Source organism: Kluyvera fluvialis (assembly GCF_059725275.1).
This window is the reverse complement of the sequence record NZ_AP046142.1, coordinates 4543371-4559218: the sequence shown is the minus strand read 5'-3', so window position 1 is coordinate 4559218 and position 15848 is coordinate 4543371. Positions and strand designations below refer to the sequence as shown.

Annotated in this window: 15 protein-coding genes and 1 pseudogene; 11 read left to right on the top strand and 5 right to left on the bottom strand. The window is 55.0% G+C overall.

Features of this window, described 5'->3' with window-relative positions:
* Window positions 1-20: 20 nt before the first annotated feature.
* From alr to AC6I4B_RS21520, 4 genes are all read left to right on the top strand, one after another.
* Window positions 21-1100, top strand: coding sequence for an alanine racemase (alr, locus tag AC6I4B_RS21535; protein ID WP_497768062.1), 1080 nt, complete (start codon window positions 21-23; stop codon window positions 1098-1100).
* Window positions 1101-1348: 248 nt separating this feature from the next.
* Complete coding sequence (gene tyrB, locus AC6I4B_RS21530) at window positions 1349-2542, top strand: aromatic amino acid transaminase (RefSeq protein WP_497768061.1); 1194 nt, start codon at window positions 1349-1351, stop codon at window positions 2540-2542.
* A gap of 199 nt (window positions 2543-2741) precedes the next feature.
* Entirely contained in the window at window positions 2742-3455 is a 714-nt protein-coding gene (gene aphA, locus AC6I4B_RS21525; RefSeq protein ID WP_497768059.1) for an acid phosphatase AphA, read from the top strand.
* Between the two features lie 130 nt (window positions 3456-3585).
* Window positions 3586-3939, top strand: coding sequence for an MmcQ/YjbR family DNA-binding protein (locus AC6I4B_RS21520; RefSeq protein WP_497772279.1), 354 nt, complete (start codon window positions 3586-3588; stop codon window positions 3937-3939).
* Here AC6I4B_RS21520 and uvrA read toward each other — a convergent pair whose 3' ends face one another.
* Entirely contained in the window at window positions 3940-6765 is a 2826-nt protein-coding gene (gene uvrA / locus AC6I4B_RS21515) for an excinuclease ABC subunit UvrA (RefSeq protein ID WP_497768058.1), read from the bottom strand.
* 253 nt (window positions 6766-7018) lie between these two features.
* Here uvrA and ssb1 point away from each other — a divergent pair, with 253 nt between their 5' ends.
* Window positions 7019-7561, top strand: coding sequence for a single-stranded DNA-binding protein SSB1 (gene ssb1 / locus AC6I4B_RS21510; RefSeq protein WP_497768056.1), 543 nt, complete (start codon window positions 7019-7021; stop codon window positions 7559-7561).
* A gap of 144 nt (window positions 7562-7705) precedes the next feature.
* On the top strand, window positions 7706-8452 hold the full coding sequence (locus AC6I4B_RS21505) for an IclR family transcriptional regulator (RefSeq protein WP_497768055.1): 747 nt from the start codon (window positions 7706-7708) through the stop codon (window positions 8450-8452).
* A gap of 64 nt (window positions 8453-8516) precedes the next feature.
* Here AC6I4B_RS21505 and AC6I4B_RS21500 read toward each other — a convergent pair whose 3' ends face one another.
* Both AC6I4B_RS21500 and soxS read right to left on the bottom strand, forming a co-directional pair.
* Window positions 8517-8798, bottom strand: a complete 282-nt coding sequence (locus AC6I4B_RS21500) for a YjcB family protein (RefSeq protein WP_497768053.1) — start codon at window positions 8796-8798, stop codon at window positions 8517-8519.
* 256 nt (window positions 8799-9054) lie between these two features.
* Window positions 9055-9384, bottom strand: a complete 330-nt coding sequence (gene soxS, locus AC6I4B_RS21495; protein WP_497768051.1) for a superoxide response transcriptional regulator SoxS — start codon at window positions 9382-9384, stop codon at window positions 9055-9057.
* Between the two features lie 87 nt (window positions 9385-9471).
* On the opposite strand from soxS, the gene soxR reads away from it, so the two are divergent.
* From soxR to AC6I4B_RS21480, 3 genes are all read left to right on the top strand, one after another.
* Window positions 9472-9930, top strand: coding sequence for a redox-sensitive transcriptional activator SoxR (gene soxR, locus AC6I4B_RS21490; RefSeq protein WP_497768050.1), 459 nt, complete (start codon window positions 9472-9474; stop codon window positions 9928-9930).
* A gap of 395 nt (window positions 9931-10325) precedes the next feature.
* Window positions 10326-11675 carry an NCS2 family permease gene (locus AC6I4B_RS21485; protein WP_497768048.1) on the top strand — a complete coding sequence of 450 codons (1350 nt, stop codon included), beginning with the start codon at window positions 10326-10328 and terminating at the stop codon, window positions 11673-11675.
* Window positions 11676-11892: 217 nt separating this feature from the next.
* On the top strand, window positions 11893-13539 hold the full coding sequence (locus tag AC6I4B_RS21480) for a Na+/H+ antiporter (protein ID WP_497768047.1): 1647 nt from the start codon (window positions 11893-11895) through the stop codon (window positions 13537-13539).
* Between the two features lie 11 nt (window positions 13540-13550).
* On the opposite strand, the pseudogene AC6I4B_RS21475 reads toward AC6I4B_RS21480, so the two are convergent.
* Window positions 13551-13667: pseudogene (locus AC6I4B_RS21475) on the bottom strand (hypothetical protein); the annotation flags it as partial.
* Between the two features lie 92 nt (window positions 13668-13759).
* Window positions 13760-14644 carry a LysR family transcriptional regulator gene (locus AC6I4B_RS21470; protein ID WP_497768046.1) on the bottom strand — a complete coding sequence of 295 codons (885 nt, stop codon included), beginning with the start codon at window positions 14642-14644 and terminating at the stop codon, window positions 13760-13762.
* Window positions 14645-14746: 102 nt separating this feature from the next.
* On the opposite strand from AC6I4B_RS21470, the gene AC6I4B_RS21465 reads away from it, so the two are divergent.
* Window positions 14747-15157 carry a CidA/LrgA family protein gene (locus AC6I4B_RS21465; protein WP_497768044.1) on the top strand — a complete coding sequence of 137 codons (411 nt, stop codon included), beginning with the start codon at window positions 14747-14749 and terminating at the stop codon, window positions 15155-15157.
* Window positions 15150-15839 (top strand): LrgB family protein, encoded by a 690-nt coding sequence (locus AC6I4B_RS21460; protein WP_497768043.1) that lies wholly within the window; start codon window positions 15150-15152, stop codon window positions 15837-15839. The genes AC6I4B_RS21465 and AC6I4B_RS21460 overlap by 8 nt, the downstream gene beginning before the upstream one ends.
* Window positions 15840-15848 lie beyond the last annotated feature (9 nt).

Below are 15848 nucleotides of genomic sequence, written 5' to 3'. Positions count from 1 at the left end.
ACACTTATCAAGGAACACAAATGCAAGCGGCAACTGTAGTCATTAACCGCCGCGCTCTGCGACACAACCTGCAACGTCTGCGTGAACTGGCACCCGCCAGTAAGCTGGTTGCGGTGGTGAAAGCGAACGCATACGGACACGGTCTTCTAGAGACCGCGCGAACGCTCCCCGACGCCGATGCCTTTGGCGTGGCACGTCTTGAAGAAGCGCTGCGCCTGCGCGAGGGTGGGATTACGCAGCCGATCCTGCTGCTGGAAGGCTTCTTCAATGCGTCAGATTTGCCGACTATCTCGGCGCAGAATCTGCATACCGCCGTGCATAACGTGGAACAGCTTGAGGCATTAGAAACGGCGGAGCTGGGCGAGCCGGTAACGGTGTGGATGAAACTCGACACCGGTATGCACCGTTTGGGCGTGCGCCCGGAGCAGGCCGACGCGTTTTATCAGCGCCTGAGCCAGTGTAAAAACGTGCGCCAGCCGGTGAATATCGTCAGCCACTTTGCCCGCGCCGATGAGCCGGAGTGCGGGGCGACGGAGAAGCAACTGGATATTTTCACCACCTTTACCGAAGGTAAACCGGGGCTGCGCTCTATTGCGGCATCCGGCGGTATTTTGCTGTGGCCGCAGTCGCACTTCGACTGGGCGCGTCCTGGCATTATCCTGTACGGCGTGTCGCCGCTGGAGCAAAAACCGTGGGGGCCGGACTTTGGTATGCAGCCGGTGATGTCGTTAACCTCCAGCTTGATTGCGGTGCGCGAGCATAAAGCGGGCGAGCCGGTGGGTTATGGCGGTACGTGGGTGAGCGAGTGCGATACCCGCCTGGGCGTAGTGGCGATGGGTTATGGCGACGGTTACCCGCGCGCAGCACCATCCGGTACGCCAGTGCTGGTGAATGGCCGCGAAGTGCCAATTGTCGGTCGCGTGGCGATGGATATGATCTGCGTTGATTTAGGGCCTGATGCGCAGGATAAAACCGGCGATTCAGTTATTCTGTGGGGCGATGGCCTGCCGGTTGAACGTATTGCCGAAATTACGAAAGTGAGTGCTTACGAACTTATTACGCGTCTGACGTCGCGGGTCGCGATGAAGTATATCGACTAAGCATACGATGTGCCCTGACTACGCCGGTTTGTATGCCAACATTCACGTGTAGGCCGGATAAGGCGTTCACGCCGCCATCCGGCAATCTGCACGATGCTGCCGGATGGCGCTAGCGCTTATCCGGCCTACACAGGTTTGTACGCCAACATTCGCATCTGGCAATGCGTAATCAACATCCTCTCGACCTTATCCCGCTTCCGGTTTATTGTGTTATTTCCTGCCCCCGTGTAAACCTGGAGAACCATCGCGTGTTTCAAAAAGTTGACGCCTATGCTGGCGACCCCATTCTTTCTTTAATGGAACGCTTTAAAGAAGATCCCCGTAGCGACAAAGTGAACCTCAGCATCGGCTTGTATTACAACGAAGACGGGATCATCCCGCAGCTGCAAGCTGTCGCCGAGGCCGAAGCGCGGCTGAATGCCCAGCCGCACGGTGCGTCGCTGTACCTGCCGATGGAAGGGCTGAATAGCTACCGTCACACCGTTGCGCCTCTGTTGTTTGGCGAAAACCACCCGGTTCTCCAGCAGCAGCGTATTGCCACTATCCAGACATTGGGCGGCTCCGGCGCGCTGAAGGTTGGGGCGGATTTCCTCAAGCGCTATTTCCCTGAATCTGGCGTGTGGGTCAGCGACCCAACGTGGGAAAACCACATCGCCATTTTTGAAGGCGCGGGCTTTACCGTTAACACTTATCCGTGGTTCGACAGCGAAACTAACGGCGTACGTTTTGACGCCCTGCTGGAAACGCTGAACACGCTGCCTGCGCGCAGTATCGTACTGCTGCACCCGTGCTGCCATAACCCAACTGGCGCAGATCTCACGCCAAAACAGTGGGATGCGGTTGTCGAAGTGCTAAAAGCGCGTGAGCTGATCTCCTTCCTCGATATCGCCTATCAGGGCTTTGGCGCAGGTATGGATGATGACGCTTACGCCATTCGCGCCATTGCTGATGCGGGCCTGCCCGCGCTGGTCAGCAACTCATTCTCGAAGATTTTCTCGCTGTACGGTGAGCGCGTCGGCGGGCTGTCGGTTATTTGTGAAGACAGCGAAACGGCACTGCGCGTTCTTGGACAGCTCAAAGCGACGGTACGCCGTATCTACTCCAGCCCGCCAAACTTTGGCGCGCAAGTAGTGGCCGCCGTCCTCGGCGATGCCCAACTCAAAGCCACCTGGCTTGCGGAAGTAGAATCCATGCGCACACGCATTCTGGAAATGCGCCAGGCGCTGGTGAACGTCCTGAAAGACGAGATGCCGAACGGCAACTTTGATTATCTGCTCAAACAGCGTGGCATGTTTAGCTACACCGGGCTAAGCGCCGCACAGGTCGATCGCCTGCGTGAAGAGTTCGGCGTTTACCTGATTGCCAGTGGCCGGATGTGCGTGGCTGGGCTTAACTCTCGTAACGTCCATCGCGTAGCAAAAGCCTTTGCGGCAGTGATGTAAGCAAGTGCTTACTCTGGCGTGGAATACTGTTCTGCGCCAGAGTCTTGCCAAAGAATTAAAATGTGATCTCCCTACTTTTTCCAGGTTTTAATACAGAAAAGCCTTTCATTCGTACACCTCAAACGGTAAGGTCGCAGTGCTTTTATTTGACGACCCACCCACTTTATTACAATAACGACTCGACGATTTAGGGGAATATATGCGCAAGATCACGCAAGCTCTCAGTGCCGTCTGCTTGTTATTTACACTGAATTCTACGGTGATGGCTCATGCGTCGTCACCGTCTCCGCTGTATCCAGGCACGGATGTCGCAAAGCTGGCTGAACAGGCTCCAATCCACTGGGTTTCCGTGGCTCAAATTGAAAATAGCCTGCTCGGTCATCCGCCGATGGCGGTCGGTTTTGATATCGACGATACCGTACTGTTTTCAAGCCCTGGCTTCTGGCGCGGGCAGAAAACCTACTCCCCAGACAGCAATGACTATCTGAAAAACGCCGAGTTTTGGGAGAAAATGAACAACGGTTGGGATGAGTTCAGCATTCCAAAAGAAGTTGCGCGGTCGCTGATTGTGATGCACGTGAAACGTGGCGACAGCATCTACTTTGTGACGGGCCGCAGCCAGACCAAAACCGAAACCGTGTCGAAAACGTTGCAGGATGATTTCCTGATCCCAGCGGCAAACATGAATCCGGTTATTTTCGCGGGCGATAAGCCAGACCAAAACACTAAAACGCAGTGGCTGAAAGAGAAAGGCATCAAGGTGTTCTACGGTGATTCCGACAACGACATCACCGCCGCGCGTGAAGTGGGCGCCCGTGCAATCCGCGTTCTGCGCGCATCCAACTCGACCTATCGCCCATTGCCGCAGGCTGGCGCATTTAACGAAGAAGTGATCGTTAACTCCGAGTATTAAGCATCGACTAATAAATGATGCTTTTTTAGTCAAAAACAAGCGCCGAGAGGTTTAACCTTTCGGCATCTTGTTGCACACTGAAGTGATGATTTTTTGCACACCGTGGCTCGCATGACTAAGGGGTATGATGATGACCAGTTCGGATCTTTTGCTGTATTGCATGGCTAAACGTGGGGCAGAACAGAGCGTACACAGCGACTGGAAAGCCACGCAGATTAAAGTGGCTGATGTGCTTTTCGCGATGGTGAAAGAGGTTGAAGACCGCCCTGCGGTTTCGCTGAAAACCAGCCCAGAACTGGCAGAACTACTGCGTCAGCAGCATAAAGACGTTCGCCCAAGCCGCCATCTGAATAAAGCGCACTGGAGCACCGTATATCTTGACGGTTCGTTGCCAAATTCACAGATTTACTACCTGGTGGATGCGTCTTACCAATTGGCGGTTGATCTGCTGCCGGAAGCGCTCCGACAGCAGATGTACTCGTAGCTACTTCAACAGCGGCTTGAGGAAGCGCGCGGTGTGTGAGGCTTCGCAGTTTGCCACCGTTTCCGGTGTGCCGGAAACGAGAATTTCCCCGCCGCCGCTGCCGCCTTCCGGGCCGAGATCGACAATCCAGTCCGCCGTTTTAATGACGTCCAGGTTGTGCTCAATCACCACAATCGTATTGCCCTGGTCACGTAACTGATGCAGCACTTCCAGTAATTGCTGGATATCAGCAAAGTGCAGACCGGTGGTCGGCTCATCCAGGATGTACAGTGTTTGTCCCGTACCACGCTTGGACAGCTCGCGCGCCAGCTTAACGCGCTGCGCTTCACCGCCGGAGAGCGTCGTCGCCGACTGACCGAGGCGAATGTAGGTTAAGCCGACATCCATCAACGTTTGCAGCTTACGCGCCAGCGCTGGTACGGCATCAAAGAACTCACGCGCCTCTTCAATGGTCATATCCAGCACTTCGTGGATGGTTTTGCCCTTGTACTTAATCTCCAGCGTTTCGCGGTTATAGCGTTTGCCTTTGCACTGGTCGCACGGCACGTAAATATCCGGCAAGAAGTGCATTTCGACTTTAATCACGCCATCGCCCTGACAGGCTTCGCAGCGCCCGCCGCGCACGTTAAAGCTAAAACGCCCCGGCGTGTAGCCGCGCGAGCGCGATTCTGGCACACCGGCAAACAGCTCGCGCACAGGCGTAAAGACGCCAGTATAGGTCGCTGGGTTGGAACGCGGGGTACGGCCAATTGGGCTTTGGTCGATATCGATAACTTTATCGAAATGCTCCAGCCCCTGAACATCGCGGTACGGCGCAGGTTCAGCGATAGTCGCACCGTTAAGCTGGCGTTGAGCAATCGGGAACAGAGTATCGTTGATCAGCGTCGATTTACCCGAACCGGACACGCCGGTGATGCAGGTAAACAGCCCGACAGGCAGCGTCAACGTCACATCTTTGAGGTTGTTACCCGATGCGCCGGTCAGCTTGAGCACTTTTTCCGGGTCTGCCGGAACGCGATTTTTCGGCACTTCAATTTTGCGCTTACCGCTCATGAACTGGCCGGTTAGCGATTCCGGCACGGCCATAATGGCTTCCAGCGGCCCTTCGGCAACAACCTGGCCACCGTGTACGCCCGCGCCTGGGCCGATATCGATAACGTGGTCAGCGGCGCGAATCGCGTCTTCATCGTGCTCAACGACGATCACCGTGTTACCCAGATTACGCAGGTGAATCAGCGTGCCTAACAGGCGTTCGTTGTCGCGCTGGTGCAGGCCGATAGACGGTTCATCCAGCACGTACATCACGCCGACCAGCCCCGCGCCAATCTGGCTTGCCAGACGGATACGCTGCGCTTCGCCGCCGGAGAGCGTTTCCGCAGAGCGGGAAAGCGTCAGGTAGTTCAGGCCAACGTTAACGAGGAACTTCAGGCGATCGCCAATCTCTTTCAGCACTTTTTCCGCAATTTGCGCGCGCTGCCCGGACAGCTTCAGATTATTGAAGAACTCCATCGCATGGCCGATGCTCATGTCGGAAATGGTCGGCAGCGGCGTGTTTTCAACATACACGTGGCGCGCTTCACGACGCAGACGAGTGCCTTCACAACTGGTGCATGGGCGGTTGCTGATAAACTTCGCCAGCTCCTCGCGCACCGCGCTGGATTCCGTCTCTTTATAGCGGCGCTCCATATTGTGCAGCACGCCTTCGAACGGATGGCGGCGCACGGAGGTATCGCCACGGTCATTGATGTATTTAAATTCAATCGACTCTTTGCCAGACCCGTAAAGAATCGCTTTCTGCGCGGAGGCGTCCAGGCTTTCCCACGGCGCTTCGACATCAAATTGATAATGCTCTGCCAGCGACTTCAGCATCTGGAAATAGTAGAAGTTGCGGCGATCCCAGCCGCGAATTGCGCCACCCGCCAGCGACAGCTCTGGGTTCTGAATTACGCGGTCAGGATCAAAATACTGCTGTACGCCCAGGCCATCACAGGTTGGGCACGCGCCAGCCGGGTTGTTGAACGAGAACAGACGCGGTTCTAGCTCACGCATACTGTAGCCGCAAATCGGGCAGGCGAAGTTGGCAGAGAACAGCAATTCTTCTGCTTTCGGGTTGTCCATATCGGCCACCACCGCCGTACCGCCGTACAGTTCCAGCGCGGTTTCGAACGATTCCGCCAGGCGCTGCGCCAGATCGTCACGCACTTTAAAGCGGTCGATAACCACTTCAATGGTGTGTTTCTTTTGCAGTTCCAGCTTTGGAGGATCGGACAGGTCGCAGACTTCGCCGTCAATGCGCGCGCGGATATAGCCCTGGCTTGCCAGGTTTTCCAGCGTTTTGGTGTGCTCGCCTTTACGTTCTTTAATGATAGGCGCAAGCAGCATCAGGCGTTTGCCTTCCGGCTGCGACAACACGTTATCGACCATCTGGCTGACGGTTTGCGCCGCCAGCGGCACGTCGTGATCCGGGCAGCGTGGCTCGCCAACGCGAGCGTACAGCAGACGCAGATAGTCGTGAATTTCGGTAATAGTGCCTACCGTTGAACGCGGATTATGCGAGGTTGACTTCTGCTCAATAGAAATCGCAGGCGACAGCCCTTCAATATGATCGACGTCCGGCTTCTCCATCAGCGACAGGAACTGGCGCGCGTAAGCAGAAAGCGACTCTACATAGCGACGCTGCCCCTCGGCGTAGAGCGTGTCGAAAGCCAATGAGGATTTGCCAGACCCGGACAGCCCGGTCACGACGATCAGTTTGTCGCGAGGGATGACGAGGTTGATGTTTTTGAGATTATGGGTGCGGGCGCCCCGAACTTCGATCTTATCCATTCACCTTTCCCGGTAGGTAGATACACGGATTGCCTGGTTTGTGCGAACGACAAACGGCAGAAACGGCTAATTATGACACAACTTAACCTGAATGAATATACAGTATTGGAATGCCAAACGCTGTCGTCAGTGAAAAATTACAGCATGGTGAGATGTTTACTGGAATCTTCCTCGCGGCTATCAAAATACCGTCTGGAAATGGTACACTCGCGCGTTTACACTTAATCAAGAATCGTATTCAGGAGAGACAATCATGGCCAGCAGAGGCGTAAACAAGGTGATTCTCGTCGGTAATCTGGGCCAGGACCCGGAAGTACGCTACATGCCGAATGGTGGCGCAGTAGCCAACATTACGCTGGCAACTTCCGAATCCTGGCGTGATAAAGCGACCGGTGAAATGAAAGAGCAGACCGAGTGGCACCGTGTTGTGCTGTTCGGCAAACTAGCGGAAGTGGCGGGTGAATACCTGCGTAAAGGCTCTCAGGTTTATATCGAAGGTCAGTTGCGTACCCGCAAATGGACCGATCAGTCCGGCGCTGAAAAATACACCACTGAAGTGGTTGTTAACGTCGGCGGCACCATGCAGATGCTGGGTGGCCGTCAGGGTGGCGGCGCACCGGCAGGCGGCAACATGGGCGGCGGCCAGCAGCAGGGCGGTTGGGGTCAGCCTCAGCAGCCACAGGGCGGCAGCCAGTTCAGCGGCGGCGCACAGTCTCGCCCGCAGCAGCAACAGCAGGCAGCGCCAGCGCCATCTAACGAACCACCGATGGACTTCGACGACGATATCCCGTTCTAAGCCCCGCTTAGCAATAGTGTTCGTCACAAAGCCCCGACTTGTCGGGGCTTTGTTGTATACGGCGCCCGCGCGGCGTCGAGAAAAAGTGAATAATTTGTCGCGGTATATGCCGCCGCTACAACGAGCGTTTTGCCACGGAGAGACATGATGACCAGCCTGAATCGTATGCTGTCGGTACTCGACCTGTTCACCACTGAGCGGCCAGTCTGGGAAGCCGACCATATTGTTGAAGCGTTAGGTTGCTCGACTCCGACGGGCTATCGTTATTTAAAAGAGCTGATGCATGTCGGCCTGCTCCAGCGTTTTAACGGCGGCTATTACGCGCTTGGCCCACGGATCAGCCTGCTGGATTACGTTATTCGCACCACCGACCCACTGCTGGCGGCGAGCATTCCACTAATGCGTGAACTGGTGGCGCAAACGGAGTGCCACTGCGTGCTCTCGCGTCTTGATGGCGACGTGTTCCTTGATCTGCACCACGAAAGAATGGCTCAGGAATTACAGCTAGCTTACGGGCGTGGGCGTCCACGGCCTATGCTGGCGGGCGGCGGGCCAAAAGTGGTGATTGCGCAGCAAACGCCAAAACAACAGCGCGCGCTGTATAAGCGGTTTCACGACGAGATTGCCGCATTGGGGTTGGGTGATGATGAGGAGGCATTCCTCAAACGGATGCATCAGATTCGCAAAGCCGGTTTTTATCGTGCTGATGAAGAACTGGAAGCCGGAATATCGTCGCTATCCGTGCCGTTACGTTTTTCGGCAAAAGAAAATTGTGCCGCGCTATCGCTGGTGTCATCAACACAGCGCTTCGCGCGTAACGATATCGATAAATTGCAGCGTCTGATAACCCAGGCCGCAGAGCATATTTGTCGGGAAATGAGCGGCAATTAGCGGGGAGAAACACAACGTCACGCCGGGTAAACATCATTATGCCACCCGGCAGAATGGGGAATAATTAGTACAGCGCAACCGGCCACTCAGGTGGCGCCTGGCTCATTACTTCGACCATCACATCTTTAATATTATCAAAGATGGTAGCGATATCGACCATCGTAATGCCCAGCAAGCCGGTGGCAAACCAACAGGCTGCCGCCACGCCAAGAAGGCTACTGATGACCGCAAGGCCCGCGTAGTCAGATTTACGAAGTTGGATTTTCAGGGTACTGGCAACAAACATCAGTACCGCGCTGGCTAACGGCCAGCGTAGCAGCGTAAAGCCTGCGGTAATCGAAAGCATGAGACTTCATCCTCAAAAATAAACAACGTTGCCCTGACAGCGCGTTGTTCATCGAGGCACAAGGCGCTCTGGCTATCTGAAGGCAATCACAAGTTAGATGAAACACCGTTTCTGTTTCATCTTGTTGTGTGAACTATATCACATTTGCTGTTTTATTCACCAGAGGCAAACGCAGGATTTTTGTCAACGACATAACCCTATTTGTGGCATGAATATGGCGCTGCCGGGCGCAATGTCCCGGCAGCAAAAGAGAAGGTTAGGCGGAGATTTGGTGACGATAATCCGTCGGCGTTCGGTCAAACTCACGACGGAACACGCGAGAGAAGGTCTGCTGCGAGACATATCCCAGGTCCATCGCGATATCAAAAATAGGCCGCTGCGTGGTTCGTAGCGCTTCCGCCGCCATCAGCAGGCGTCGCTGGCGAATATAATCGCCTAACGTTTGATGCATCACGGTACGGAACATTCGCTGAAGATACCACTTCGAGTAGCCGGATTTCCGCGCCACCATATCGATATTAAGCGGTTGATCGATATGTTCATCTATCCATTCAATTAGCGTCTGAATAATTTCCCGATGGGACATAAGGCTCTCCCCGTTGTCTATTTTTGCGTCGATTTCTGTTCTGCTGGCGAGTATAATTCCTCAAGTTAACTTGAGGTAAAGCGGATTATGGAAAAAAAATCGACACGCATAAAATCGTTGCTTACACCCGGTGAAGTAGCGAAACGAACTGGGGTTGCGGTATCCGCGCTGCATTTTTATGAAAGCAAAGGGCTGATTCACAGCACACGCAACGCCGGTAATCAGCGGCGCTATAAGCGCGATGTGTTGCGCTATGTGGCGATCATTAAAATCGCCCAGCGGCTGGGAATTCCGCTGGCAACGATTGGCGACTCGTTCAGCGTGCTGCCAGAAAACCACTCGCTGGGGCCAAAAGACTGGAAACATCTCACCACCCAGTGGCGAGAGGAGTTGGATAAACGCATCCACGCAATGCAAGCGCTACGCGATCAGCTCGATGGTTGTATCGGTTGCGGTTGTATGTCGTTGCGCGACTGCCCGTTGCGTAACCCCGGCGATAAATTGGGCCAGGAAGGTACTGGTGCGCGGTTGCTGGAAGAGGAATAACGCCCCACGGATTGCGACATATTTGCCATAAATTTGTTGCTGGATTGCGCACAAACGATAACGTTTGCGCATGGGTTGATGAATTCTTCATCGCTGGTCGGTAATTTTCATAAACAAGGGCAAACTTCTGTTGAAAAAGAGGGCATAAAAGCCAGATAATCGTTTGCCTTCAATTTCTGGACGCTTTCTGCGCCCAAAAATGAACGGCTCAACCTCATCACGCACTCGCGGCGATGAGGAATTCTGAATCGCGTTTTGTCTGCGCGGAGTTAATCGTTTGCTTTTTTGCGGCTCCCCTTTGCCGCAACGTAGCACATGGAGATGACGCTTAGCTGGCTGTGGAGGGTCAACCACGCAGACAAACGAATGATAAAAATTCTCAGGGGATGTTTTCTATGTCTACGCCTTCAGCGCGTACCGGCGGTTCATTAGACGCTTGGTTTAAAATTTCTGCTCGTGGTAGCTCCGTTCGTCAGGAGATTGTCGCCGGCCTTACGACCTTCCTGGCGATGGTCTACTCGGTGATCGTCGTTCCGGGGATGCTGGGTAAAGCAGGTTTCCCACCTGCGGCCGTGTTTGTCGCGACCTGCCTCGTGGCGGGCGTGGGGTCTATCGTGATGGGGCTGTGGGCCAACCTGCCTTTAGCCATTGGCTGCGCCATTTCACTGACCGCTTTTACCGCCTTCAGCCTGGTGCTGGGCCAGCACATCAGCATTCCGGTGGCTCTGGGCGCGGTATTCCTGATGGGCGTGCTGTTTACCGTTATCTCTGCTTCCGGCATTCGTAGCTGGATCTTGCGCAATTTACCGCAAGGGATTGCGCACGGCACGGGTATTGGTATCGGCCTGTTCCTGCTGCTCATTGCCGCTAACGGCGTGGGTCTGGTCGTGAAAAACCCGATCGACGGCTTGCCGGTAGCGCTGGGGCAGTTCGACAGCTTCCCGGTTATCATGACGCTGGTCGGCCTGGCGATGATTATTGGCCTGGAAAAAATGAAAGTGCCCGGCGGCATTCTGCTGACGATTATCGGCGTGTCGATTGTCGGCCTGATTTTCGACCCGAACGTTCACTTCTCTGGCATTTTCGCCATGCCGTCGCTGAGCGATGGTAACGGCAACTCACTGATTGGCAGCCTGGATATCATGGGCGCGCTGAATCCCGTGGTGCTGCCAAGCGTACTGGCGCTGGTGATGACCGCTGTTTTCGATGCCACCGGGACTATCCGTGCGGTAGCCGGGCAGGCAAATCTGCTGGATAAAGACGGGCAAATCATCAACGGCGGCAAAGCGCTGACCACCGACTCCCTGAGCAGCGTGTTCTCGGCGGTTGTGGGCGCGTCCCCGGCGGCGGTGTATATCGAATCTGCGGCGGGTACGGCGGCAGGGGGTAAAACCGGTTTAACGGCAATTACCGTCGGTGTCTTGTTCCTGCTGATTCTGTTCTTGTCGCCATTGTCTTATCTGGTTCCAGGCTACGCTACCGCGCCTGCGCTGATGTACGTCGGCCTGCTGATGCTGAGCAACGTGGCGCGTATCGACTTTAACGATTTTGTCGATGCGATGTCTGGCCTGATCACGGCGGTGATGATTGTACTGACCTGTAATATCGTTACCGGCATCATGATTGGCTTTGCGACCCTGGTGATTGGCCGCATTGTTTCTGGCGAATGGCGTAAGTTGAACATCGGTACTGTCGTGATTGCGGCGGCACTGGTTATCTTCTACGCCGGAGGCTGGGCGATTTAAGCCCGCTTTCGTCGTAATAAGAAACCCGCCAAATGGCGGGTTTCGTGTCTAAAACCAGGCTAAATCACGCGATAAGGCGAGTATCAGGGGCGTGTAGCACTTTTTTTCGATTTTCAGCCGCGCCCCGTTTCCTTTTGCGTTACTCTGGTATGCGTATGCTAAGAAGCACGACGCTTCATGTTTTGAATAATAAGACAACGCTGTAAACAGGGAACGCATGGAAATATTCTTTACCATACTTATCATGACCCTTGTGGTCTCGCTCTCCGGGGTGGTTACACGCGTACTGCCCTTTCAAGTTCCACTACCTTTAATACAAATTGCGATTGGTGCGCTGTTGGCCTGGCCAACGTTTGGTTTGCACGTTGAATTCGACCCCGAACTTTTCCTCGTGCTGTTTATCCCGCCGCTGCTGTTTGCCGACGGTTGGAAGACGCCAACGCGCGAATTTATTGAACACGGCAGGGAAATCCTCGGCCTGGCGCTGGCGTTAGTGCTGGTGACGGTGGTTGGGATTGGTTTCCTGATCTACTGGATTGTGCCGGGTATCCCGCTGATTCCGGCGTTCGCGCTGGCTGCTGTGTTATCCCCGACCGATGCAGTTGCGCTCTCCGGCATTGTTGGTGAAGGGCGCATCCCGAAAAAGATCATGGGAATTTTGCAGGGCGAGGCGTTGATGAACGACGCGTCGGGCCTGGTATCGTTGAAATTTGCGGTGGCGGTTGCGATGGGCACGATGGTCTTTACCGTCGGCGGCGCAACGGTTGAATTCTTCAAAGTCGCGGTCGGCGGCATCCTGGCGGGTTTCGTGGTGAGCTGGCTGTATGGTCGCTCAATGCGTTTTCTCAGCCGCTGGGGTGGTGATGAACCCGCGACCCAAATTGTGCTGCTGTTCCTGCTGCCGTTTGCGTCGTACCTGATTGCTGAACATATCGGTTTCTCCGGTATCCTGGCGGCGGTGGCGGCGGGGATGACCATCACCCGCTCCGGCGTGATGCGTACTGCACCGTTGGCAATGCGCCTGCGCGCCAACAGTACTTGGGCGATGCTGGAATTTGTGTTTAACGGCATGGTCTTCCTGCTGTTAGGTCTACAGCTACCGGAAATCCTCGAAAGCTCGTTGGTGGCGGCAGAGGCTGACCCGAACGTGGAAACCTGGATGCTGTTTACCGATATCATCCTGATTTACGCGGCGCTGATGCTGGTGCGTTTTGGCTGGCTGTGGACGATGAAAAAGCTAAGCCAGCGCTTCTTGCGTAAAAAGCCGATGGAGTTTGCTTCCTGGACGACGCGTGAGCTGTTGATCTCCTCAGTTGCTGGGGTGCGCGGGGCGATTACGCTCGCCGGTGTGCTGTCTATTCCGTTGCTGCTGCCGTCTGGCGATGCCTTCCCGGCGCGTTATGAGCTGGTGTTCCTGGCGGCGGGCGTTATCTTGTTCTCACTGTTTGTGGGCGTGATTTTGCTGCCGATTTTGCTGCGTCACATCGAGTCCAGCGACCATGTGCAGCAACGCAAAGAGGAGCGCCTGGCGCGAGCCGCGACGGCGGATGTGGCGATTGTCGCTATCCAGAAAATGGAAGAACGACTGGCGGCAGATACCACCGAAAACATTGATAACCAGCTGCTAACCGAGGTGAGTTCGCGCGTTATTGGTAACTTGCGTCGCCGTGTGGATGGGCGTAACGATGTTGAAACGTCGATGCTGGAAGAGCAGCTTGAACGCCGTTTCCGCCTTGCGGCGCTACGTTCAGAACGCGGCGAGTTGTACCATCTGCGCGCGACACGGCAAATCAGCAACGAGACTTTGCAGAAACTGCTGCATGACCTCGACCTGCTGGAAGCTTTGCTGATTGAAGACGCGTAGCGGCGCTGAATGCCGGATGGCGGCGTAAACGCCTTATCCGGCCTACATGATGCTTGTGGTTCTGTAGGCCTGATAAGCGCAGCGCCATCAGGCAATGCGCCAACCCCTGCCGGATGGCGGCGTAAACGCCTTATCCGGCCTACGGTATTGTGCGGTTTGTTTGATGGTATGAACATAACCCGCGTAGGCCTGATAAGCGCAGCGCCATCAGGCAACCAGCCTACTCCGGCAGCTTAAATCCCTCACAGCACTTCAGCCATGCCTGGGCGCTGTGAGACAAATAAACCCCTTCCCGCCAAATCATCCCTAACTGCCAACTTAGCTTGCTTTCCAGCGGCAGCCAGCGCAGGGTTTTCTCATCTAACCGCCGACAAATCGGCTCCGGCAGAATCGCCACCCCCACGCCAGCTTGCACCATCGCTGCAATAAAATCCCACTGCCCGCTGCGTACAGCAATACGTGGCTTCACGTTATGGCTGTTAAACAACTGCATTAACTGGCGGTTAAGGGCAAATTCTTCGTTGTAAATCAACAATGGATGGGCGGCCAGTTGCTGCGGCGACACCGATGTTTGCTCCAGCCAATCACCGGTACGCGGAACCAGCACGCACAACGGGTGGCTAAACAGCGGCAGGGTGGTGAGGCCGCTCTCTTCCTCTACCGGCAGCGCGGTCATCGCCAGATCCAGCTCGCCGTTCATCACCGCCTGTTGCACGGTCAGGCCGCCAAATTCAGCGATTTTTAGCTCAACACCCGGGTAACGCTGGCGAAACAGGCCAATTGGCCCTGCCATCAGCATCCCGACCATAGGCGGAATGCCCAACCGCAGCACGCCTTTATTGAGATGATTGATATCACTCAGCTCAGCTTCTAGCTGGCGAAACTCATCGAGAATCGCCAGCCCACGCTCATACACCACCTGACCGGTATCGGTCATTAACAGTTTGCGACCATCGCGAATCAGTAGCGTGCAGTTCAGCTCATCTTCCAGATTTTTAAGCATTTTGCTGATGGTCGGCTGTGTCACAAAAAGTTTCTCCGCCGCGCGGGTAAAGCTTTGCTGACGAACGACTTCCACAAAATAGCGCAGCGTTCTTATGTCCATGATCATGCCTCTAAACTATGCTATCGATGAGTTTAATTCATTTTTGTCATCATCGTTGCCTCACTATACTGTGCGTCTGTGATTTTTTCTGGACATCCCTCCATGGCTGAGGCCTTAGGGCGCGTTGTGCCCTCCGTGTTAAATCGTCTTCAAGTTCCAGTGCAGGTGCTTCTGTACGCCGGACTGTTTGTTTTTGCTGAATATTTGGTGAGCTGGTGGCATCTACCGCTGCCTGCGAATCTGGTGGGCATGATCCTACTGTTGGCTCTGATTGTTTGCCACGTCGTGCCGCTGAAATGGGTACGCGCTGGTTCGCGCTGGTTGCTGGCAGAAATGCTGCTGTTTTTTGTCCCGGCGGTGGTGGCGGTAGTGAACTACGCGCAACTACTGATGGTTGACGGCTGGCGTATTTTTCTGGTTATTGCGCTAAGCACGATGATGGTGTTGGGCGCTACCGCATGGGTGGTCGATAAAGTGTATCGCTACGAGCTAAAACGGATGCGCAATGAGTAATTTTCAACTGAGCGTTGCGTGTCTGGTCATTACTCTGGCGCTCTATTTTGCCAACAAACGGCTGTATCGCCGCTTTCGTAAACTGCCGCTCATGCCGCTGGTGCTGACGCCCATTCTGTTGGTGTTGATGCTGGTATTCGGCCATATCTCGTATCAAAACTATATGGGTGAAGCGCATTGGCTGCTGTGGCTGTTAGGCCCGGCGACCATTGCATTTGCCGTACCGGTGTATGACAACATGGCGATTATCAAGCGCCACTGGATGTCGCTGTCGGCGGGGGTTATCACGGCAACGGTGGTGGCAGTGACCAGTTCCGTTTGGCTGGCGCGGTTATTTACCCTGTCGGATGAAATACAGCGCAGTCTGGCGGTGCGTTCCATTACCACGCCGTTTGCGCTGGCGGCGGCGAAATCGCTGGGCGGGCAACCTGAGCTGGTGGCGCTGTTCGTGGTGGTGACGGGCGTATTTGGTATGGCGATTGGCGATGTGCTGTTTTTACGCTTGTCGATTCGTGAAGGAATGGCAAAAGGCGCGGGCTTTGGCGCCGCGTCTCACGGTGCTGGTACGGCGCGCTCTTACGAATTAGGCCCACAGGAAGGCGTCGTGGCAAGCCTGGTGATGATGCTCTCTGGCGTGGTGATGGTGCTGGTCGCACCGCTCGTCGGCTGGCTAATGTTTTAAATCATTAGT